21 protein-coding genes and 1 pseudogene are annotated in these 20,096 nt (G+C 59.8%); 15 read left to right on the top strand and 7 right to left on the bottom strand.

What is annotated here, in order from left to right:
- The first annotated feature begins 116 nt into the window (after nucleotides 1–116).
- The 3 genes from AB4N73_RS06655 (at nucleotide 117) to AB4N73_RS06645 (ending at nucleotide 2,943) form a co-directional block, all read left to right on the top strand.
- Nucleotides 117–335 carry a DUF2970 domain-containing protein gene (locus AB4N73_RS06655; RefSeq protein WP_041478699.1) on the top strand — a complete coding sequence of 73 codons (219 nt, stop codon included), beginning with the start codon at nucleotides 117–119 and terminating at the stop codon, nucleotides 333–335.
- A gap of 471 nt (nucleotides 336–806) precedes the next feature.
- Nucleotides 807–2,465 (top strand): nitrite/sulfite reductase, encoded by a 1,659-nt coding sequence (locus AB4N73_RS06650; RefSeq protein ID WP_056785207.1) that lies wholly within the window; start codon nucleotides 807–809, stop codon nucleotides 2,463–2,465.
- Nucleotides 2,449–2,943: a DUF934 domain-containing protein gene (locus AB4N73_RS06645; RefSeq protein ID WP_041478697.1), complete on the top strand. Its 495-nt coding sequence runs from the start codon at nucleotides 2,449–2,451 to the stop codon at nucleotides 2,941–2,943. Before AB4N73_RS06650 ends, AB4N73_RS06645 begins: the two co-directional genes overlap by 17 nt.
- Nucleotides 2,944–3,008: 65 nt before the next feature.
- On the opposite strand, the gene sohB is transcribed toward AB4N73_RS06645, so the two are convergent.
- Nucleotides 3,009–4,040, bottom strand: coding sequence for a protease SohB (gene sohB, locus AB4N73_RS06640; protein ID WP_016774479.1), 1,032 nt, complete (start codon nucleotides 4,038–4,040; stop codon nucleotides 3,009–3,011).
- A gap of 204 nt (nucleotides 4,041–4,244) precedes the next feature.
- Here sohB and AB4N73_RS06635 point away from each other — a divergent pair, with 204 nt between their 5' ends.
- Both AB4N73_RS06635 and AB4N73_RS06630 read left to right on the top strand, forming a co-directional pair.
- On the top strand, nucleotides 4,245–4,955 hold the full coding sequence (locus AB4N73_RS06635; RefSeq protein ID WP_041478696.1) for a histidine phosphatase family protein: 711 nt from the start codon (nucleotides 4,245–4,247) through the stop codon (nucleotides 4,953–4,955).
- A 63-nt stretch (nucleotides 4,956–5,018) separates the two neighbouring features.
- Entirely contained in the window at nucleotides 5,019–5,336 is a 318-nt protein-coding gene (locus tag AB4N73_RS06630; protein ID WP_095179730.1) for an SCP2 sterol-binding domain-containing protein, read from the top strand.
- A gap of 105 nt (nucleotides 5,337–5,441) precedes the next feature.
- On the opposite strand, the pseudogene AB4N73_RS06625 reads toward AB4N73_RS06630, so the two are convergent.
- Both AB4N73_RS06625 and AB4N73_RS06620 read right to left on the bottom strand, forming a co-directional pair.
- A pseudogene (locus AB4N73_RS06625) lies at nucleotides 5,442–5,936 on the bottom strand (RES family NAD+ phosphorylase).
- Nucleotides 5,933–6,409 carry an antitoxin Xre/MbcA/ParS toxin-binding domain-containing protein gene (locus tag AB4N73_RS06620; protein WP_460143107.1) on the bottom strand — a complete coding sequence of 159 codons (477 nt, stop codon included), beginning with the start codon at nucleotides 6,407–6,409 and terminating at the stop codon, nucleotides 5,933–5,935. Before AB4N73_RS06620 ends, AB4N73_RS06625 begins: the two are co-directional and overlap by 4 nt.
- A gap of 350 nt (nucleotides 6,410–6,759) precedes the next feature.
- On the opposite strand from AB4N73_RS06620, the gene AB4N73_RS06615 reads away from it, so the two are divergent.
- The 3 genes from AB4N73_RS06615 (at nucleotide 6,760) to AB4N73_RS06605 (ending at nucleotide 9,953) form a co-directional block, all read left to right on the top strand.
- Nucleotides 6,760–7,623, top strand: coding sequence for a LysR family transcriptional regulator (locus AB4N73_RS06615; protein WP_056785192.1), 864 nt, complete (start codon nucleotides 6,760–6,762; stop codon nucleotides 7,621–7,623).
- Between the two features lie 111 nt (nucleotides 7,624–7,734).
- Nucleotides 7,735–8,880 (top strand): sterol desaturase/SRPBCC family protein, encoded by a 1,146-nt coding sequence (locus AB4N73_RS06610; RefSeq protein ID WP_305382847.1) that lies wholly within the window; start codon nucleotides 7,735–7,737, stop codon nucleotides 8,878–8,880.
- Nucleotides 8,877–9,953 (top strand): SMP-30/gluconolactonase/LRE family protein, encoded by a 1,077-nt coding sequence (locus AB4N73_RS06605; protein ID WP_460143106.1) that lies wholly within the window; start codon nucleotides 8,877–8,879, stop codon nucleotides 9,951–9,953. Before AB4N73_RS06610 ends, AB4N73_RS06605 begins: the two co-directional genes overlap by 4 nt.
- Before the next feature lie 131 nt (nucleotides 9,954–10,084).
- Here AB4N73_RS06605 and AB4N73_RS06600 read toward each other — a convergent pair whose 3' ends face one another.
- Together AB4N73_RS06600 and AB4N73_RS06595 are read right to left on the bottom strand one after the other, a co-directional pair.
- Complete coding sequence (locus tag AB4N73_RS06600) at nucleotides 10,085–10,249, bottom strand: hypothetical protein (RefSeq protein ID WP_016774471.1); 165 nt, start codon at nucleotides 10,247–10,249, stop codon at nucleotides 10,085–10,087.
- A gap of 99 nt (nucleotides 10,250–10,348) precedes the next feature.
- Nucleotides 10,349–10,603: a DUF465 domain-containing protein gene (locus tag AB4N73_RS06595; protein WP_041478686.1), complete on the bottom strand. Its 255-nt coding sequence runs from the start codon at nucleotides 10,601–10,603 to the stop codon at nucleotides 10,349–10,351.
- A gap of 204 nt (nucleotides 10,604–10,807) precedes the next feature.
- Between AB4N73_RS06595 and AB4N73_RS06590 the strand changes: the two genes are divergently transcribed.
- The gene (locus AB4N73_RS06590; protein WP_056785185.1) at nucleotides 10,808–11,329 is read left to right on the top strand and encodes a DUF4142 domain-containing protein; all 522 of its coding nucleotides are present in this window, start codon (nucleotides 10,808–10,810) and stop codon (nucleotides 11,327–11,329) included.
- A gap of 56 nt (nucleotides 11,330–11,385) precedes the next feature.
- Here AB4N73_RS06590 and AB4N73_RS06585 read toward each other — a convergent pair whose 3' ends face one another.
- Complete coding sequence (locus AB4N73_RS06585) at nucleotides 11,386–11,649, bottom strand: hypothetical protein (protein ID WP_110647015.1); 264 nt, start codon at nucleotides 11,647–11,649, stop codon at nucleotides 11,386–11,388.
- 260 nt (nucleotides 11,650–11,909) lie between these two features.
- Between AB4N73_RS06585 and AB4N73_RS06580 the strand changes: the two genes are divergently transcribed.
- Genes AB4N73_RS06580 through AB4N73_RS06555 form a run of 6 tightly spaced genes read left to right on the top strand, consistent with a single transcriptional unit; the run spans nucleotide 11,910 to nucleotide 17,338 of the window.
- Nucleotides 11,910–12,761, top strand: coding sequence for an STAS domain-containing protein (locus tag AB4N73_RS06580; protein ID WP_041478684.1), 852 nt, complete (start codon nucleotides 11,910–11,912; stop codon nucleotides 12,759–12,761).
- 2 nt (nucleotides 12,762–12,763) lie between these two features.
- Nucleotides 12,764–13,126 carry an STAS domain-containing protein gene (locus AB4N73_RS06575; protein ID WP_056785183.1) on the top strand — a complete coding sequence of 121 codons (363 nt, stop codon included), beginning with the start codon at nucleotides 12,764–12,766 and terminating at the stop codon, nucleotides 13,124–13,126.
- On the top strand, nucleotides 13,123–13,527 hold the full coding sequence (locus AB4N73_RS06570; RefSeq protein ID WP_016774465.1) for an anti-sigma regulatory factor: 405 nt from the start codon (nucleotides 13,123–13,125) through the stop codon (nucleotides 13,525–13,527). The genes AB4N73_RS06575 and AB4N73_RS06570 overlap by 4 nt, the downstream gene beginning before the upstream one ends.
- Nucleotides 13,524–14,537, top strand: a complete 1,014-nt coding sequence (locus tag AB4N73_RS06565) for an ATP-binding protein (RefSeq protein ID WP_460143576.1) — start codon at nucleotides 13,524–13,526, stop codon at nucleotides 14,535–14,537. The genes AB4N73_RS06570 and AB4N73_RS06565 overlap by 4 nt, the downstream gene beginning before the upstream one ends.
- A complete protein-coding gene (locus AB4N73_RS06560) occupies nucleotides 14,530–15,405 on the top strand; it encodes a sensor histidine kinase (RefSeq protein ID WP_041478682.1) in 876 nt (291 codons plus the stop codon). Before AB4N73_RS06565 ends, AB4N73_RS06560 begins: the two co-directional genes overlap by 8 nt.
- Complete coding sequence (locus tag AB4N73_RS06555) at nucleotides 15,395–17,338, top strand: response regulator (RefSeq protein WP_041478681.1); 1,944 nt, start codon at nucleotides 15,395–15,397, stop codon at nucleotides 17,336–17,338. Before AB4N73_RS06560 ends, AB4N73_RS06555 begins: the two co-directional genes overlap by 11 nt.
- Nucleotides 17,339–17,461: 123 nt before the next feature.
- Here the strand turns inward: AB4N73_RS06555 and AB4N73_RS06550 are convergent, their stop codons facing one another.
- The gene (locus AB4N73_RS06550; RefSeq protein ID WP_460143105.1) at nucleotides 17,462–20,095 is read right to left on the bottom strand and encodes an excinuclease ABC subunit UvrA; all 2,634 of its coding nucleotides are present in this window, start codon (nucleotides 20,093–20,095) and stop codon (nucleotides 17,462–17,464) included.
- Nucleotide 20,096 lies beyond the last annotated feature (1 nt).

Genomic DNA, 20,096 nt, shown 5'->3' with positions numbered 1-20,096 from the left:
GTTATCGCTTCTGCGTTATTCGGGTATCGCTCAAACTTGTCCGGGCTGCTTCGATGGCATCCCGGACCCAGCGGATTGGCTATGCTTCAGGAGGATGACTTTTCGCAGAGGGATTTATGGACGATCCAATCGACAACAAACCGCCGAGTTTCTGGCAGATGCTGCACAGCGTCATGGCGGCGGCGTTCGGGGTGCAGAGCGGCAAGAACCGGGAAAGGGATTTTACCCACGGCAAACCCAGTCACTTTGTGATTCTGGGAGTTTTGTTCACGGCGGTGTTCGGCCTGACGCTGTTTGCCATCGTCAAGCTGGTGCTGTATCTGGCCGGGGTGTGATGGCACTGAACAGGCATCTGCCACAGGTTATCCGGGCCTTGGGAGAACGGCCCGGAGCGCGGATGTTACTGGTGACTGACCCAGAAGACCGCTGTTCCTACTACGAGAATGATCAGAAACAAAATGGCCCACGCGTCGACACTGCTGTCGCTTTTTCTGGCTTTGGTCGGGTTGCTCATTGCATCGCCTCTTGTCGGTTTTATCGGTGATTGCACAAAGACTCGATCACAGTTAAGACGATGATTGTCCGCACGACAAATGTGGATTAGATGACCGGCACGCACGTTAGGCGATTTGGTTCTTTACATATACTCAAACATCACTTTTGCGCATAACTGCAAACGGGTATATTGCCCCGGCTCCGTGACGGAGTGCGCGGCCGTGCGCGCAGAATTGCAGAGGCAACATCGGACTCCAGCAAGCGAAAACGCAGCGTTTTCCGAGAAGCCCAAGCCTGAGAACAGGACTTATATGTACGTATACGACGAGTACGATCAGCGGATCATCGAGGACCGCGTCAAGCAGTTCCGTGATCAGACCCGACGCTATCTGGCAGGTGAGCTGAGCGAAGAAGAATTCCGCCCCCTGCGCCTGCAAAATGGCCTGTATATCCAGCGTTTCGCGCCGATGTTGCGCGTGGCCGTGCCTTACGGCCAGCTGACTTCGCGCCAGGTGCGCATGATGGCGAAGATCGCCCGCGACTACGACAAGGGCTATGCCCACATCAGTACGCGGCAGAACGTGCAGTTCAACTGGCCGGCGGTTGAAGACATCCCGGACATCCTTGCTGAACTCGCGACCGTGCAGATGCACGCCATCCAGACCAGCGGCAACTGCCTGCGCAACGTCACCACCGACCAGTTTGCCGGCGTCGCCGCCGATGAAGTGATCGACCCGCGTCCATGGTGCGAAATCGTCCGTCAGTGGACCACGTTCCACCCGGAATTCGCCTACCTGCCGCGCAAATTCAAGATCGCCGTCAACGGTTCGACCAGTGACCGCGCAGCCATTGAAGTCCACGATATCGGTCTGGAACCTGTCTATAACGCTGCCGGCGAGCTGGGCTTCCGAGTGCTGGTCGGCGGTGGCCTCGGTCGTACGCCGGTGGTTGGCGCATTCATCAATGAATTCCTGCCGTGGCAAGACCTGCTGAGCTATCTCGACGCCATCCTGCGGGTGTACAACCGCTACGGCCGTCGCGACAACAAATACAAGGCGCGGATCAAAATCCTCGTCAAGGCGCTCACGCCTGAGGTGTTCGCGCAGAAAGTCGACGCGGAAATGGAGCACCTGCGCGGTGGCCAGACCACGCTGACCGAGGCCGAACTGCATCGCGTCGCCAAGCACTTCGTCGATCCGGACTACAAGACCCTCGACAACCAGACCGCGCAACTGGCCGATCTGGACAAAGAGCATCCGGGTTTCGCCCGCTGGCGTAGCCGCAACACCCTGGCGCACAAAAAACCGGGCTATGTCGCTGTGACGCTGTCGTTGAAGCCGACCGGCGTTGCCCCGGGCGACATTACCGACAAGCAGCTCGACGCCGTCGCCGATCTGGCCGAGCGCTACAGCTTCGGTCAACTGCGCACCTCCCACGAGCAGAACATCATTCTCGCCGATGTCGAGCAGAGCCAGTTGTTCACCCTGTGGGGTGAGTTGCGTGAAAGCGGTTTCGCCACGCCGAACATCGGCCTGCTGACTGACATCATCTGCTGCCCCGGTGGTGACTTCTGCTCGCTGGCCAACGCCAAATCGATTCCGATTGCCGAATCGATCCAGCGCCGTTTCGATGACCTGGATTACCTGTTCGACATTGGCGAACTGGACCTGAACATCTCCGGCTGCATGAACGCCTGCGGTCACCACCACGTTGGCCACATCGGCATCCTCGGTGTGGACAAGAAAGGCGAAGAGTTCTACCAGGTTTCCCTCGGCGGCAGCGCCAGCCGTGATGCGAGCCTGGGCAAGATCCTCGGCCCGTCCTTCGCACAGGAAGCCATGCCTGACGTGATCTCGAAGCTGATCGACGTGTACGTTGAACAACGTACCGAAGACGAGCGCTTCATCGACACTTATCAGCGTATTGGCATCGACCTCTTCAAGGAACGCGTCTATGCAGCGAATCATTAAGAACAACGAAGTCGTCGACGAAACCTGGCACCTGTTGCCGAAGGATTTCAACATCGATGAGATCAGCAACTGCGACGATCTGATCGTTCCTCTGCAGTTGTGGCGCGAGCACAGCCGCATGCTCAAGGCCCGCGACGGCGGTCTGGGCGTGTGGCTGGATGCTGACGAGGAAGCCGAAGAAATCGGTGAAGACGTCGGTGAGTTCCAGGTAATCGCGCTGAATTTCCCGGCGTTCACCGATGGCCGCAGTTACTCCAATGCCCGTCTGCTGCGTGACCGTTATGGTTTCAAAGGCGAGCTGCGCGCGATTGGCGACGTGCTGCGGGACCAGCTGTTCTACATGCACCGCTGTGGCTTCGACGCCTTTGCCATTCGCGCGGATAAAGACCCGTACGAAGCACTGGAAGGTCTCAAGGACTTCTCGGTGACCTACCAGGCCGCCAGTGACGAACCGCTGCCGCTGTTCCGTCGGCGCTAAGCCAGCGGGTTTATTGCGGACACAAAAACGCCGGTCATTGACCGGCGTTTTTTTATGCCTGGTGTTTACCAGAAACGTTGCTGAGTAAGACGACTCCACCAGCTCAACAGCACGCGGTCTACCGAACCGCTGGCGGCCATGCCGATGCGTTCCTGCAGGCTTTTACGCTCGGCGTAGTGCAGGTGATAAACCTCAGCCTGTTTGGCTTTCTGCGCCAGGTATTCATCGCTGGTCTTGAGCTCATCCACCAGTTGGTTTTCCAGCGCAGCGATACCGAGCCACACCTCACCGGTAGCCACTTCATCGATCGCCAGTTGCGGGCGGTACCGCGCCACGAAGTTTTTGAACAAGCGATGAGTGATGTCGAGGTCTTCCTGGAACTTCTCGCGGCCCTTTTCGGTGTTTTCGCCAAACACGGTCAGGGTACGCTTGTACTCACCAGCGGTCAGCACTTCGAAATCGATATCGTGCTTTTTCAGCAGGCGATTGACGTTAGGCAATTGCGCGACCACGCCGATAGAACCGAGGATGGCGAACGGTGCACTGATGATCTTGTCGCCGATGCAGGCCATCATGTAACCGCCACTGGCTGCGACCTTGTCGATACACACAGTCAGTGGCACGCCCGCATCACGGATTCGCGCCAGTTGAGACGACGCCAGACCGTAGCTGTGCACCATGCCGCCGCCACTTTCCAGACGCAGGACTACTTCGTCCTTCGGCGTGGCCAGGGTCAGCAGTGCGGTGATCTCGTGGCGCAGGCTCTCGGTGGCGGAAGCCTTGATATCGCCGTCGAAGTCGAGCACGAACACCCGGGATTTGGTCTCAGGCTTGTTCTTCTGTTTCTTCGCGCTTTTTTCCGTTTTCGCTTCGCCCTTGCGCAATGCCTTGAGCTGATCCTTGTCGAGCAAGGTCTGCTCCAGGCGTTCACGCAGCCCCTTGTAGAAATCGTTGAGCTTGCTGACCTGCAACTGCCCTGCCGATTTGCGCCGGCCTTTGCTGCGCAACGCGGCGAAACTGGCGAGCACCACCAGTATGGCGATCACCAGTGTGACGGTCTTGGCCAGAAAGCTGGCGTATTCGGTGAAAAAATCCACAGAGACTCCTCAAAGCAATGCGTGACGGTGTATTACACGCGGAATGGCTCCAGCATACCCATGCGTCGGCTCGTCGGCCAGCCGTGAAACCTCTGGCAACACGCCTGTAACGGGCATTTCAAACAAGCGTATGTTTTTTCATTGACAGCCTTACGCCATCCTCATAACCTCGCCTGACCTTCAACGTACCGGGACGACGCGGACGTGGGCAGCATCTACTTGATACGACATGGCCAGGCCTCCTTTGGTGCAGACGATTACGACGTCCTGTCGCCGACCGGTGTGCGTCAGGCAGAAATTCTCGGCCAGCACCTCGCCGACCTTGGTATCAGCTTCGATCGTTGCCTTGCCGGTGATCTGCGCCGCCAACAGCACACCGCCAGCAGTGCACTGGAGCAATTCAGCGCCAGAGGCCTGCCGGTTCCAGTCCTCGAAACCGATTCCGCTTTCAACGAATTTGACGCCGACGCGGTGATCCGCGCCCTGCTCCCGGCCATGCTGCCGGAAGAGCCGGAAGCCCTCGACATCCTGCGCAACGCCGCGCAGAACCGCGGTGAATTCCAGCGCATCTTCGCCCTGATCGTCGAGCGCTGGCTTGCCGGCACCTACGACACACCCGGACTGGAAAGCTGGCTGGGTTTCGTCGAACGGGTTCAGGCCGGGCTGCACCGCATCCTCGACCTGGCGGAAAAGAACCAGAAAATCGCCGTGTTTACCTCCGGCGGCACCATCACTGCCCTGCTCCACCTGATTACGCAAATGCCTGCCAGACAGGCCTTTGAATTGAACTGGCAAATCGTCAACACCTCGCTCAACCAACTGAAGTTTCGTGGTCGCGAGGTGGCTCTGGCTTCCTTCAACAGTCACGCACACCTGCAACTGCTGAAGGCCCCGGAACTCATCACTTTTCGCTGAGTCCGGCTTACTGTGACCCTGGCTGTAACCACCCAGCTCCCATGACCAAGAAAGGATCGAACCATGACCTCCGTAGCTGATGCCGTAAAAGCAATGCAAGCCAAGTTCAACCCAGCCGCCGCTGCCGGTCTGGATCTGGTCTTCGGTTTCAAAATCACCGACGAAGACAAGCAATACGCACTGATCGTCAAAGACGGCACCTGCAACATTCAGGAAGGCGAAAACCCGGACGCCAACTGCACGCTGGTGCTGGATAGCGAAACCCTGAAAGGTATCGTCAGCGGCGAGACCGACGGCATGCAGGCCTTCATGAGCGGCAAGCTGCGCGTTGAAGGCGACATGATGCTGTCGATGAAACTGTCCGAGCTGTTCCCTTCGTAAGAAGCAGCCTGGTTCAAACAAATCCCGCCCTTTTGGCGGGATTTGTCGTTCATGCAAGGGGATCAGCGCAGGCCTCGGCTTCGCTCTCCGTTCGCGTAGGTACGATCAACCCTCCTGCAACAACCGCGTATCCAGCCCAAACCGCTCTTGCGAAACCATCCTGAACTGACCTTCCGCCAGATCGCAACTCACCAGCAAATTCCACGAGTGTCGGGTGGCCACCGATGGCACCAGAACAAATGGATGTTCAGCCAGCAGTGCGTCGGCAAACTTTCGCTGGTTGGGCGAGGTTTTTATCGGGGTGAGCCAATGCGGATTGGGCACATCTTCCGGTTGCACGATTCTGACGCTGGCGTCGTGGGTGATTTCAAAACAGGTCAATACGTAGGGCTCCTGATCAAGTGCATCGAAGCTGCCATGGGCGGCCACCTCCAGTATCGCCGTGGAGGGGTCGACCGACGCATAAACGACTCTGCGGCCGGGCGTATTCCAGCGACCGCCGTCCCGTTTCGACCCCAGGCCGCTGTCCCAGGTCTCGCTTTACACCTCGCGATCCAGCCGCCACGCGTACCAGCGATCATCCCAGGGCAAGGGATTCATTGATAAACCCCGTATTTGATCTGGTTCAGATACTCCTCCACCATCCTGAAGCCCAACGCATTTCCAACCAGATCGAGCGGCACATAACCGTAGAAGTAAGTGGCGCGTTGCTCCAGCCATGATTCGGCCTTGGCCTGTCGCCCGAACACCTCGATGGCCAGCTCCAGCGCTGCCGCATATTGGTAGGCGATGATGCTCTGCGGCGTGTCGAGGCGCACCGACGCGCCTTCCTTGAGCAGACGTCGCACGGTTCTCACAGATTTGCCGGTGATACGTTTGACCATCTCTCCCTGTTGGTACAGTTCGGAGGTTGCGATCATGTTCACCACATCGTGCAGCGCAAATCCTTCGGCTGTGCAGCGCAGAATGAGCATCGGATCGTCGCCGGTGTCCTGCCCTCGCAACAGCAATTCCAGAGGTTTGCCCTCAAGCTTCTTCAAGCCCGTGAGCCGGGGCACTTTGGCGCTCGGCATGGCAACGTCCTCCGAGGGGCATCTCGCGCGGTCGTCGCGCCAGTAATGGCGAGGCGAGTAAGCAGGCGTATGGCTTTCAATCAGTGGGATTCGCATAGTCCATCCTTTGTCCAGGTCCAGAGCGATCTGTGCGCTCGATGACTTCAATGTCAGGACTGATCCTATAGATCCGGCGTCCGACGACCAACCTGAAAAAGTCGTCAGAAATATCCCCTCATCTGATCAAAACGCTCCTGTTTCCGTAGGACTGAAACGCAATTTTCAGCGGTTCAGTCCATTGCTGCTTTCAAGTTGGGGAGAGGGACTTTTGACTTACAATGCGCTCCACCTCCAGACACCGGCCCTGCCCCATGGACATCGACCTCGCCCGCACTTTCCTCGAAATCGTCCGCCACGGCAGTCTTGCCGCCGCCGCGCAGAAGCTGTTCGTCACACAAACGGCGATCACCGCACGGGTGCAGAAACTCGAAGGCCAGCTGGGCAGTACGCTGTTCGTGCGCAATCGCGCCGGGGCGAAGTTGACGGCCAATGGCGAAGCGTTCGTGGTCTACGCCAATCAACTGGTGCAGACCTGGGAAGCCGCGCGCCGCGACTTGCCGCTGCCCGAGGGTTATCACAACGTTCTGCACATTGGCGGTGAGGTCAGCCTGTGCAACCCGTTGATGCTCAGTTGGGCGGCGGAACTGCGCGAGAAAATCCCCGGCCACGCACTGCGCATGGAAATTCGCGACGGCGAAAATCTTTTGCGTCAGCTCGAACTCGGTGTGCTCGATGCGGCGCTGGTTTATCAACCGGAATACTGGCCGGGATTGCAGGTCGAGCAAGTGCTGGAGGAAAAACTGATTCTGGTGCGCGCGCCCGAGCGTCCGGAGCCTTACGTCTACATCGATTGGGGACCGGACTTTCGTCGTCAGCACGACGCCGCCCTGCCGGAAAAAGCCAAAGCCGCGCTGAGCTTCAACCTTGGCCCACTGGCCCTGCAATACATCCTCGAACATGGTGGCAGCGGTTATTTCCGTACCCGGGTCGTGCGCACTTATCTGGAGACCGGCGCGCTGGAAGCCGTCACCAAAGCCCCGGAATTCGGTTATCCGACCTATCTGGTGTATTCCCGCGATCGCGACTCGGCAGTGCTGCAACAGGCCTTCGATCTGTTGCGCGAGGTGATCCGCACCGATGATGACTGGTCGCAGCGCTGGAACCCGTTGAGCTGACGGGCGGCTTCAGTCCAGAGCATGGCGCTTAAGGCCGCAAGGTTCGCCCTGCACAAGTCAGCGGATCGGCTAATCTGCCGGGTATAACAACAATACCCGCAGGTGAAAGCGTTGAGGCAGACCACCGAGGCATTCCGCAGCCGCTACCGTGCGGCCATTCATCCTTTATACAATCCGTGGTTGCATGGCGCGTTCGTGTTGCTGTTCGGCATTTTCACCGTCGCTGCGTTCTGGCGCACGGTGCATTCAGTGAGCTGGCTGGAATGGCTGACAGTGCCGCTGAGCCTGTTGTTGTTCAACTTCGGCGTGTACATGGTCCATCGTCATTTAGGCCATCACAAAAAAGCTTTCGCAAAGATGTTCTACGCACGACATGCCGGGGACCATCACAGCTTTTTCACCCCCGGCCATATGACCTACGACAGCGCGCGGGACTGGCGAGTGATTCTGTTTCCAGCCTGGCTGATCGTCATTCATACGCTATTGATCACCCTGCCCCTCTGGTGGCTGCTCGCGCAGGTCAACGCCAATGTCGCCGGGCTGTTTGCCGGGTGCATGGTGTTCGGTTATCTGCTCTATGAGGTATTCCATGCCTGTGAGCATCTGCCGCCGCAGAATCCGTTGACTCGTTTGCCGTGGATTCGCCAGATGCGCCGTCTGCACGAACTGCATCACCGCCGCGAGCGCATGCAGGAGCGCAATTTCAACATCGTTCTGCCCTTGATGGACTACCTGTTCGGCACGCTGTACCGCGAGCCGGAACCCGCCCCTTTGAGTTATTCGAAAATGCCCATGACGCGCATGCAGCACCAGATCGATATCGCCGGCGAACCGGTCGCCGTGCTGGCTTATGCCGCCAGCGTCAGTCATTGGCCGGACTGGCATCCCTCCTCATTGAAGATTGACGGTCCGCAAGGTCCACTGCATGCCGGTGCACGTTTCGAAGAGGACATCCATGCCGGCGGACGTGCCGGTCACTTGCGCTGGGAGGTTACTGAATATCTGCCGGGCCGGCGCTGGTGCGCACGCGCGCAAAGTGATCAGGGCTTGTCCCTGCGGTTGACTTACGAGTGCTCAGCGGAGGCTGGCGGCACGCGTTTCGTGCGCACGCTGGAATATCGCTTTGACGGTTTGCTCATGCGTCTTGCCAATCGCCTGCTGCTCAAGCGGCGCATCGAGCGCGAATCTGCCGCATCCATGCTCGCCCTGCGCGACATGGCTGCGCAGTTTATCGGCGCGGCGAGGGCCAGCGCGTGAAATTACGTTATGTGCTGTGCCTGCTGATCGTTCTCGTCATCGCCTTCTTGTTGTTGCTGCCGACCAAGGTCGAACCGGTCGCCTGGACGCCGCCACCGGCGCCCTCGCTGAAAGACGGGATCTACGCGGACAACCAGCGCCTCAAAGCTGTGGCGAAGGTCGGGCCGAGCGACATCGAAGGGCCTGAGGCGTTGCTACTGGAAGACGAATTCCTCATCACCGGATTGCATGACGGCAGGCTCATCCGTAACAGCCTCGACGGTACGCAGCGCAAGGTCCTGGCCGACACCGGTGGCCGTCCACTGGGCCTGGCCCGTCATCCGAACGGCATGCTGGTAGTTGCCGATGCGGTCAAAGGCTTGCTGTCGCTGGATGCGCAGGGCCGCGTGATTCCGTTGACCACCGAGGCCAACGGCGTGCCATTTGGATTTACCGATGATGTAGCGGTCGACAAGTCAGGCCACTACGCCTACTTCAGCGATGCCTCGAGCCGTTGGGGCTATGGTCATGACGGCGAGGCGATCATTGAGCACGGCGCCGACGGACGTCTGCTGCGCTACGACTTTCAAACCGGCAAGACCAGCGTCTTGCTCGACAAGTTGCAGTTTGCCAATGGCGTCACTCTTGGTCCGGACGAGGCCTATGTGCTGGTCAATGAAACCGGCGCTTATCGCATCAGCCGCTACTGGCTGAGCGGGCCGAAGGCCGGTACCCATGATGTGTTCATCGACAACTTGCCAGGGCTTCCGGACAACCTCTCGTTCAATGGCAGCAATCGCTTTTGGGTAGCGCTGTATGCGCCGCGCAATGCCTTGCTCGATGGCACCGCTGAACACCCGTTCGTGCGCAAGATGATCGTGCGGGCGTTGACGGTTTTGCCCAAGCCTGTCGAAAAGCGCGGGTTTGTGCTGGGACTGGACCTGGACGGCAAGGTGATTGCCAATCTGCAGGACGCGAGCGAAGGCAATTATTCGCCGATTACCACGGTGCGCGAGTATGGGCAGTGGTTGTATTTCGGCTCGTTGAAGGCCATGCATATGGGGCGAATGGGGTTGGATGCGGCGCTTAAGTAAAACAGAAAAATTTTCACCGTATGGACCGACGATATCGCTGGCAAGCCAGCTCCCACAGTGTCCGTGTGAACTCCAAATATGTGTTCACCAGATGAACCTGTGGGAGCTGGCTTGCCAGCGATAGCGGTCTGTCAGTTGCCGGACCGGTCGAACTTCTCCGGATCTTCATCCTCCGGCAGTTCTTTCACGGTTTTTTCCGGATGCGCTGTGGTATGCGCCGGGCTGTTCGGTTCAGGACGGGTAGGAATCGGGTCGAAACCACCCTGCTCTTCACTGGGGAATTTGGGGTCGTTCATATGGCACCTCGCAACGAGTCGATGGTTTGCAGACTCTGCACATTGGAGGTGCCATTGGCCGTAGCCGTTCCCTTTAGAAAATGACCACGGGTCGGGGGACTACTGTCCCGTCAGCGGCTGCCCGGCGAGTTGAGCAACGATCTGTTCCTTGACGATCACGCGCTTCTCTTTGAGCTTTTTCAATTCGTCGTCAGTGGGGGCGTCTGACTGGGCGTTCTCCGCTTCGACCACGGCTTTATCCACGTCGAAATATTTGTTGAGCAGCGAATCCAGCTTCGGATCCTCGGAGCGTTTTTGCTCGATCTCTTCCTTCTTGCAGCCCAGGTCCTGATACAGATCATGTGAAACCGGCATGAAACACCTCCATCAATTTGATCGACAACCAGCGCGACCGATGCGCTGACTCATTATCAGCATGGCCTTGCCCGATGACTTCTGTCGACTCCCTGTCAGACCAGCGGTTGCCGTTCGTCGCCCTGTCGTAAATGCGATAAAACCTTTGGCGTCTGCGCTCGCTCCATTGGATAACGCTCACAAAAACCTGCGTGGAGATACCCAATGGACGGATTCAACCTGCGTCATCTCGCTCTGGCTGTTGCACTGTCTGCCGGCATGGGCAGCGCCTTTGCCGCAACCGACAACGACTTTGTCGACAATGCCGCCGCTGGTGGCATCGCCGAAATCGAAACCAGCAAGCTGGCACTGGAAAAAAGCCAGTCAGCCGACATCAAAGCCTTCGCTAACCAAATGATCGCTGATCACACCAAGGCCAATGAAGAGCTGAAGAAGATCGCGACCACCAATGACATCGAAGTCCCTGACGACACCACCCTGGTCAAGCAGGCCAAGGAAAAGATTCTCGACATGCGCGATGAATCCTTCGATGCGGCCTACGCCAACAACCAGGTCAAGGCTCACGAAGAGACCATCGAGCTGTTCAAGAAGCAGGCGAACACCGTGACCGATGACAAGGCCAAGGGCGCTACTGAACTGAAAGCGTTTGCGCAGAAGATGTTGCCAGCGCTGGAAAAACACCTGGCCCACGCCAAAGAGCTGCAAGCCAAACATCCGAGCAAGTAACCGGCCGGCAATAAAAAGGCCGCATCCTTCGATGCGGCCTTTTTGCGTTTCAGCGATCAACCGCCATCGGTGTCAATATCGGCGTCGGTGCTTTCGCCCGGTTCAGGACGGTCAGGGTCAGGCTTGAAGCCGGGGCTGAAGTCGTTGCTGTTGTCGTTGTGATGCTGCTTTTGATCGACCTCGGCAGCCGCGCTGTCCGCCTGCCCTTCTTCAACCGGCGCGGGAGTATTTTGCCCCGGCGTTTGCGGGTCGATGGCCGGGTCGTTGCGGTTAATTGACTCTGAGGACTGATTTTGCTGTTGCGGCGCTTGCTCGTTCATATCCACCTCATTCATAGTCCTGCCTCCTTCTTCCAGCACGACTGGAAAACGTCGGGCATGCAGATTCGAAGCCTGACGCCGTAGATTCGTTCAAAAGATCGTTGCCTGCCGCCACGCCGACTAGAGTTAGCGGGGCGTTCGACGCGGCAGGCAGAAAAATTCATCGCTAGCTGAACAACTATTTCAAGCGGTAAATGTCAGTCAAATCGCGCCGGTCATTTCGCCGAGCCGGCCCATATACGTAACGGAGCGACACGCACATGGCAGCACTGCAGAACAGCACAGTTGAAGCAATCAAGAACAACCAGACTCAGCTGTTGAGCGAGTGGACCAAACGCCTCGAAGCCAGCGGCGCCACACGCAACCTCAAGGAACACGACCTCGCTCAGCAAACCCGCGACTTGCTGGGCCTGCTCCTGGCGGGTCTGGAAAACGGCAACGGCAGCAAGATTGCCGCTGCGGGTTGGGAGGATACCCGTCAGTTCCTTGAAAAGCTGTCGCAGAGCCGTGCCCTCCTCGGCCAGGATTCCCAGCAAACCGCCAATTTCATCTTTGCCCTGAAAGGCCCGTTGTTCGCCCTGCTGCAAAACCATTATCAGGACCAGCCGGCACTGCTTGCCGAGCAATTGCTGGAAGTCTCCGAATTGCTCGACACCGTCGGTATGCACACCATCGGCACCTTCCAGAAATCCCGCGAAGCGGTGATCAAGCGTCAACAGGAAGAGCTGCTGGAACTGTCGACTCCGGTGGTCAAGCTGTGGGATGGCGTCCTCGCCCTGCCAATGATCGGCACCCTCGATTCGCAGCGCACCCAAGTAGTCATGGAATCGCTGCTGCAACGCATCGTCGACACCGGTTCGGAAATCGCCATCATCGACATCACCGGCGTGCCAACCGTCGACACTCTGGTCGCCCAGCACTTGCTGAAAACCGTGACCGCAATTCGCCTGATGGGCGCTGATTGCATCATCAGCGGCGTGCGTCCACAGATTGCGCAAACCATCGTTCACCTGGGTCTGGATCTGCAAGGCGTAGTGACCAAGGCCAACCTGGCCGACGCATTGAAACTGGCCCTGACCCGCTTGGGTGTCAGCCTCGTCAAGACGGCTTGACCATGGAACGTATTCCGATTCTTCAAATGGGCGATATCTTGCTGGTGACCATTCAGGTCGACATGCATGACCAACTCGCCCTGACCCTGCAGGACGATCTGTCCGAGCGCATCAGCCGGACATCCGCCCGGGGCGTGCTGATCGACATCACGGCGCTGGACATGGTCGATTCGTTCATCGGGCGCATGATCGGCGACATTTCCGGGCTGTCGAAAATCATGGACGCCAAAACCGTGCTGGTCGGCATGCAGCCGGCAGTGGCGATCACGCTCGTTGAGCTGGGCATGACTTTGCCAGACGTGAGCACCGCCCTGAACGTCGAACGCGGGATGAAACTGCTGCGGGAACGAGTACTTGCACAATGACCGTGCGCAGTAGCGGTACGCAACCCATTCTCATTGAACAGGACGTAGTGCTGGCCCGCCAGACCACGCGCAAGCTCGCCACCGAATGTGGCATGCGCCTGATCGACCTGACCAAACTGGTGACCGCTGTCAGTGAGTTGGCGCGTAACACCATGGTCTATGGCGGCGGCGGCGACATGGACTGGCAGATTCTCGAGGAAAACGGCCGGGTCGGTTTGCGCATCACCTTCCGCGACGAAGGCCCTGGCATCCCCGACATCAAACTGGCGATGACCGACGGCTGGACCTCCGGCAGCGGGTTGGGCCTTGGCCTGACTGGCGCCAAGCGCCTGGTCAATGAATTCGAACTCGACACTGAGCCCGGCAAAGGCACGCGCATTACGATCACACGATGGACATGAATATCACCGGGTCGTTGACCCAGGTTCTGCCGATCGAGGACAGCAGCCAGATCGGACACGCCCGGCGCACCGCGCAGAAACTCGCCGAGCAGCATGGCTTCGACGAAAACGATGCCGGCCGCGTGGCGCTGGTCGCGACCGAACTGGCCAGCAACGTACTCAAGCACGCCCAGCGTGGTGAATTTCACCTGCGTTTACTGGCTCGGCCGGATAGCGGTTTCGGCATCGAAATGCAGACCGTGGATCGGGCCCAGGGCTTTGATCTGGATGCCTGTCTGGCGGATGGCTTTTCCACTGGCGGCACACAAGGCATCGGCCTCGGCGCCGTATCGCGGCAGACCAGTGTCTTTGATGTCTACGCCGACCACCGTGGCGCGGTGTTGCTGGCGCGGATCTTTGCCCGCAGCGATCGGCAGGCCGATATCCGCTTCGGGGTCAGCCAGCATTCGCTGCATGCCGATCCGGCCTGCGGCGATGTCTGGCATCTGAAATATGAAGGCTCGCGGATCAGCGCGCTGGTGGTCGATGGCCTCGGTCATGGCGAAGACGCCGAGCGCGCAGGCCTGGCCGGGGCGCAGGCATTCGCCCGGGCACCGTTTGCCGATCCTGTGGTATTGATGGAAGACCTGCATCAGGAAATGCTCGGCACGCGCGGTGGCGCCGTGGCGTTCGCGCAGTTTGACAGCCAGCGCGACGGCCTGACGTTCGCCGGTGTCGGTAACATCGGCGCCAGTCTGCTGGAGCCTGGCAAATCCCGCGGCCTGGCCTCACACCCCGGTATTGTTGGCGGCCAGTACCGTAAAGCCAAACCCTTTGACTATGCTCACGTGAACGGACATTTATTGATCATGTACAGCGACGGCCTACAGTCCCGTTGGAATCTTGCAGACTACCCCGGCCTGGTGCATCGCCATCCTGCCGTGATAGCCAGCGTCCTGCACCGCGACTTTTGCCGTGGTCGCGATGACGTGACGGTGCTGGTCGTGGCTCTGGAGGCCGCCCATGGCTGAATCGACTCACTTGAGCCACGCCGAACAGGCGGCGCTCATCGCTCAGTTGCAGCGCGAAACCACTGCCCTGCGCGAAGAACTCGATGAAACCAACCAGGGTGTTCTGGCGCTGTACGCCGAGCTCGACAATCAGGCCGAAGAACTGCGTCAGGCATCGGATCTCAAGAGCCGTTTCCTGTCGTACATGAGCCATGAATTCCGCACGCCGCTGGGCTCGATACTGAGCATCAACAGTCTGCTCGCTGACGAACTCGACGGTCCGCTCAGCCCTGAACAGCACAAGCAGGTAGCCTTCGTCAGCACCGCTGCCCGCGAGCTCAGCGACATGGTTGATGACCTGCTCGATCTGGCGAAGATCGAAGCCGGGCGCATCAGCATTTCCCCGGCCTGGTTCGACATGTTCGACCTGTTCTCCGCCCTGCGCGGGATGTTCCGGCCAATCGTCGACGCCTCGGCGGTGGATCTGATCTTCGAAGAGCCACTGGGCCTGCCGCGCCTGTATACCGATGACAAGAAGCTCGGGCAGATCCTGCGCAACTTCATTTCCAACTCGTTGAAATTCACCACCCGTGGCGAAGTGCGGGTATCGGCGCGAATGGAAGGTGAAGACAAAGTGCGCTTTGCCGTCAGCGACACCGGCATCGGCATCGCGGCCGAACTGCATGACACGCTGTTCGAAGACTTCTCCCAAGTCGATTCGCCATTGCAGAAACGTCTGCGCGGCACCGGTCTGGGTCTGTCACTGTGCAAGCGTTTCGCCGCCCTGCTCGGCGGTGAAGTCGGGGTAGACAGTACGCCGGGCGTCGGCTCGACGTTCTTTGTCATCATCCCGCTGGCGATCGCTCTGGAGAACGTCGATGAATCGTGACATCCGCCTGTTGATCGTCGATGACAACGTCGCCACCCGTTACGCCCTGCGCCGGCGCTTGGAGCGCCATGGCTACACGGTGCTCGAAGCCGGCACCGGCAGCGACGGCCTGGCCCTGATCGAGGGCGAAGCCCTCGATGCGTTGATCCTCGACGTCAACCTGCCGGACATGAGCGGTTTCGACATCGTCCGCCTGCTGCGCGCCGACCCGGGCACCGCGCTGCTGCCAGTGATTCATGTGTCAGCGGCGTCGATCCAGACCGGCGATATCATCACTGGTCTCAACGCGGGTGCCGATGCCTATCTGATTCACCCGGTCGACCCCGATGTGCTCTTGGCGACCCTGCGTACCCTGCTGCGGGTGCGCGACACGGAAAATGCCCTGCGCGAAAGCGAGGCGCGTTTCCGCGAGATTTTTGCCAACGTCTCGGCACCGATCGCCGTGCTCGATGCCAATCTGAAAGTGCATGAATGCAATCACGCCTTTGCCCAACTGATCGTCGATAACCGCGACCCGCAGGCGCTGCGTGAATGCTTTGCCGAAGATCAATGCTCGATCCTCGATGAACTGCGTCTGCGTCTGGTCGACGGCGAGCGCTGGAAAGGCACGCTGAACATGCGTGTGCAGGGCGAGATTCGCGAGACGCAATGGCAGATTTCGCCGTATCGCACCCCGGAACTGAGTCTGGTGTTCGTCGAGGACGTCACCGAACACCGCCATCGCGAGCGCTCGCACCTGGCGCGGCTGGATGACACCACCACGCAGCTGGCCAAGGAAGTCGCCGAGCGCGTGCACGCCGAAGCGCAATTGCTGCAAGTGCAGAAAATGGATGCGCTGGGCAAGCTCACCGGCGGTATCGCCCACGACTTCAACAACCTGCTGACCGGGATCATCACCAGTCTGGAACTGATCCAGAAACGCGTGGCCGATGAGCGTCTGGACAAGGTGCAGTTCTATACCGAAGCAGCGCTGAACTCAGCCATGAGCGCGGCCTCATTGACCCATCGTCTGCTGGCATTTGCCCGCCAGCAGCCGCTCGATACACGGCCGGTGGACATCAACGAGCATGTCCGCTCGCTGGAAGAATTGCTGGTGCGCACCATCGGCGAGCGCATCACCCTCAAGCTGGAACTGACCAACAAACCGGCGATTGCGCTGGTCGACCCGGTGCAGCTGGAAAGCGCGGTGCTCAATCTGGTGATCAACGCCCGTGATGCCCTGCCCTCTGGCGGCAATATCTGGGTCAATACTTACGCCGCTTATTCCCATGGCGATCCGAATCTGGCCGATGGCGCGTACGTGGCGCTGTCGGTACGCGACGACGGCACCGGCATTGAACACAACGTGATCGACAAGGTGTTCGAACCGTTTTTCACCACCAAGCCTTTGGGCCAGGGCACCGGGCTCGGTCTGTCGACGATCTACGGTTTTGCCCGTCAGTCGGGCGGTGACGCGCACATCCGCAGCGTCGCCCGACGTGGCACCGAAGTGACCATCATGCTGCCCGGCACCAACGACCCGACCGGGGCCGACGCACCTGTGCCCGTGCCTGACGCGAAAGGCAGTGGCGAGCATGTGCTGATCGTCGAGGACATGGCCACGGTGCGCTTGTTCGTCACCGAAGTGCTGGAGGATGCCGGCTATCGCTGCACGCAAGCGGCGGATATCGAATCGGCGCTGGAGCGCTTGCAGAACGACCCGTCGATCGACCTGCTGCTGACCGACGTCGGCCTGCCGCGCATGAGCGGGCGGGAGTTGGCGGATGTTGCCCGTGGCTGGCACGAAGGGCTGCCGATCCTGTTCATGACCGGCTACGCCGAAACCGCGCTCAACCGCCAGGTCTTCCTCGGCACCGGCATGGACATGCTGGTCAAACCGTTCCAGATCAGCGAACTGCTCGACAAGGTCCGCCGTACGCTGGATGGCGCCTGAACTGGCGCCATCGCTGGCAAGCCAGCTCCCACAGGGGGCATCAGTGTGCGCAGATTTTCGGCAACAACTTGAATTTCTGTGGGAGCTGGCTTGCCAGCGATGGCGGCCAGCAAGGCGCTGCAGTTATCGGCTCAAAGCCCGAGCCAGAAACGGCGCGGTCTTGCTCTTCTTGCTGGCGGCGACTTTCTGTGGTGTGCCGGCGGCGACGATCCTGCCGCCCTGATCACCGGCGCCGGGGCCGATGTCGATCACCCAGTCGCTCTGCGCGACGACACGCATTTCGTGTTCGACCACAATCACCGTGTGCCCCGCCGTTACCAGCGTATCGAGTTGTTCCAGCAACCGATCGACATCTCTCGGGTGCAATCCCGTGGTCGGTTCATCCAGTACATACAAGGTCGCACCACGCTGGCTGCGCTGCAACTCGGTCGCCAGTTTGATCCGCTGCGCTTCACCACCGGACAGTTCCGTGGCCGGTTGCCCCAGGCGCAGATAACCCAGGCCGATATCGCGCAGCACTTCCAGCGAACGACGAATCCCCGCCTGTTCGGCAAACACCGCTACCGCTTCATCGACTGTCAGTTGCAGGACTTGGGCGATGCTCAAGCCCTGCCAGAGAATCGCCAATGTCTGCGGGTTATACCGCGCTCCGTGGCAGGTCGGGCATGGCGCATACACGCTGGGCATGAACAGCAATTCCACACTGACGAACCCCTCACCCTCGCAAGTAGCGCAACGGCCCTTGGCGACGTTGAAAGAAAACTGCCCGGCATCATAGCCCGCCGCTTGTGCCTCAGGTGTCGCGGCAAACAGCTTGCGCACGTTGTCGAACAACCCGGTGTAAGTCGCCAGATTGGAGCGCGGCGTGCGTCCGATGGGTTTCTGATCAACCTGCACCAGCCGTTTGATCGACTCCAGGCCGGCGCTGATCTGCCCGGTGCTGGGCGGCGGAGTGTCATCTTCCAGGCTCGGCTCTTCTGACTCGGCCTCGGCCACCGGACGGCCCAACTGCGCGCCGACCAGTTCGAGCAAGGCCTGACTGACCAGACTCGATTTGCCAGATCCCGATACGCCGGTCACCGAGGTGAAACAGCCCAAGGGGAATTCGGCGCTAAGATTATTCAGGTTATTGCGCGTCACGCCGTCGAGCTTCAGCCAGCCGCTCGGCTTGCGCGCGGCGCGCTCAGGGCGTTGGTTTTCGGCAAACAGATAAGCGCGGGTCTGCGAATCTGCAATATCAGCAAGTCCCGCAGGCGGACCGCTGTACAGCACGCGCCCGCCCTTCTCGCCCGCCGCTGGGCCGACGTCGATCAGCCAGTCGGCACGGCGCATGGTTTCGACATCATGCTCGACTACAAACAGCGTGTTGCCGTCCGCCTTCAAGCGCTGCAACGCTTCGAACAGCGCCTCACCATCCGCCGGATGCAGACCGGCAGACGGCTCGTCCAGGACATAAATCACCCCGAACAGCTGCGAACCCAATTGCGTGGCCAGGCGCAAACGCTGCAACTCGCCCGACGACAAGGTCGGCGTACTGCGTTCCAGCGCCAGATAACCCAGGCCGAGATCGGTCAGGGTGCTGACCCGCTCCAGCAAATCCTCAGCGATGCGCTGCGCCGCCAGACGCTTTTCCAGCGACAGGTTCGGCGTATGGCGCACGTCCGGTGCGCTGGCATGCCCGCTCGCGCCATGGGCGACACGCTGCTGACGGGCCTCGCGGGTTTGCGCATGGCTGAGGGTGTCGCCGCTCTCCTCGGCGTGTTCCAGATAATTTGCCGCTGCTACAGGCCGCAGCACTTCGGCCACTTGCAGCAACGGCATCTGCGACAGCTCACCGATGTCGTAGCCGGCGAAGGTTACCGACAACGCCTCGCGCTTGAGCCGTTTGCCCTCGCACAATGGGCAAGGGCTGCCGCGCATGAACTGCGAAACACGCTTCTTCATCAGCGCACTTTGCGAGTGGGTGAAGGTGTGCAGGATGTAGCGCCGCGCGCCGGTGAAGGTGCCCTGATAACTCGGCTCCATCTTGCGCTTGAGGGCTACGCGGGTTTCCTCCGGGGTCAGCCCGGCGTACACCGGCACCGTCGGCGTCTCTTCAGTGAAGAGAATCCAGTCGCGCTGCTTTTTCGGCAGTTTCTTCCACGGAATATCGACATCAATGCCCATGGTCACGAGGATGTCGCGCAGGTTCTGCCCTTGCCACGCCAAGGGCCAGGACGCCACGGCGCGCTGGCGGATGGTCAGGTTCGGGTCCGGCACCATCAGCGCTTCGGTGACTTCATAGACGCGACCAAGTCCATGACACTCCGGACAGGCGCCCTGCGGCGTGTTCGGTGAAAAATCCTCGGCATACAGCATTGGCTGCCCCGGCGGGTAACTCCCGGCCCGGGAATAGAGCATGCGGATCAGGCTCGACAACGTCGTCACGCTGCCCACCGACGAACGCGCGCTCGGCGTGCCGCGCTGTTGTTGCAGAGCGACGGCAGGCGGCAGTCCTTCGATGGAATCGACATCCGGCACGCCGACCTGATCGATCAGCCGCCGCGCGTAGGGCGCCACCGATTCGAAATAACGCCGCTGGGCCTCGGCGTAAAGCGTGGAAAACGCCAGCGACGACTTGCCCGAACCCGAGACGCCGGTGAACACCACCAGCGCATCACGCGGAATATCGACGTCAACATTCTTCAGGTTATGTTCGCGGGCGCCGCGCACACGAACCATGCCGGCGGGTGCTTTGGAATTGCGCTTGGAAATCATC

The sequence above is a fragment of the Pseudomonas sp. S3_B08 genome (assembly GCF_054667725.1).
Note: the sequence above shows the minus strand (reverse complement) of the source record. Positions and strands in the feature narration are given on the sequence as shown.

Excerpts from the sequence above, each read along its gene's own strand:
- AB4N73_RS06650 (WP_056785207.1), top strand. The coding sequence starts at position 807 with ATGTACGTATACGACGAGTACGATCAGCGGATCATCGAGGACCGCGTC.
- AB4N73_RS06655 (WP_041478699.1), top strand. The coding sequence starts at position 117 with ATGGACGATCCAATCGACAACAAACCGCCGAGTTTCTGGCAGATGCTG.
- AB4N73_RS06585 (WP_110647015.1), bottom strand. The coding sequence starts at position 11,649 with ATGAACGAGCAAGCGCCGCAACAGCAAAATCAGTCCTCAGAGTCAATT.
- AB4N73_RS06570 (WP_016774465.1), top strand. The coding sequence starts at position 13,123 with ATGACCGTGCGCAGTAGCGGTACGCAACCCATTCTCATTGAACAGGAC.
- AB4N73_RS06630 (WP_095179730.1), top strand. The coding sequence starts at position 5,019 with ATGACCTCCGTAGCTGATGCCGTAAAAGCAATGCAAGCCAAGTTCAAC.
- AB4N73_RS06600 (WP_016774471.1), bottom strand. The coding sequence starts at position 10,249 with ATGAACGACCCCAAATTCCCCAGTGAAGAGCAGGGTGGTTTCGACCCG.
- AB4N73_RS06580 (WP_041478684.1), top strand. The coding sequence starts at position 11,910 with ATGGCAGCACTGCAGAACAGCACAGTTGAAGCAATCAAGAACAACCAG.
- AB4N73_RS06575 (WP_056785183.1), top strand. The coding sequence starts at position 12,764 with ATGGAACGTATTCCGATTCTTCAAATGGGCGATATCTTGCTGGTGACC.
- AB4N73_RS06590 (WP_056785185.1), top strand. The coding sequence starts at position 10,808 with ATGGACGGATTCAACCTGCGTCATCTCGCTCTGGCTGTTGCACTGTCT.
- AB4N73_RS06620 (WP_460143107.1), bottom strand. The coding sequence starts at position 6,409 with ATGCCGAGCGCCAAAGTGCCCCGGCTCACGGGCTTGAAGAAGCTTGAG.
- AB4N73_RS06645 (WP_041478697.1), top strand. The coding sequence starts at position 2,449 with ATGCAGCGAATCATTAAGAACAACGAAGTCGTCGACGAAACCTGGCAC.
- AB4N73_RS06595 (WP_041478686.1), bottom strand. The coding sequence starts at position 10,603 with ATGCCGGTTTCACATGATCTGTATCAGGACCTGGGCTGCAAGAAGGAA.
- AB4N73_RS06560 (WP_041478682.1), top strand. The coding sequence starts at position 14,530 with ATGGCTGAATCGACTCACTTGAGCCACGCCGAACAGGCGGCGCTCATC.
- AB4N73_RS06615 (WP_056785192.1), top strand. The coding sequence starts at position 6,760 with ATGGACATCGACCTCGCCCGCACTTTCCTCGAAATCGTCCGCCACGGC.
- AB4N73_RS06565 (WP_460143576.1), top strand. The coding sequence starts at position 13,524 with ATGAATATCACCGGGTCGTTGACCCAGGTTCTGCCGATCGAGGACAGC.
- AB4N73_RS06550 (WP_460143105.1), bottom strand. The coding sequence starts at position 20,095 with ATGATTTCCAAGCGCAATTCCAAAGCACCCGCCGGCATGGTTCGTGTG.
- AB4N73_RS06555 (WP_041478681.1), top strand. The coding sequence starts at position 15,395 with ATGAATCGTGACATCCGCCTGTTGATCGTCGATGACAACGTCGCCACC.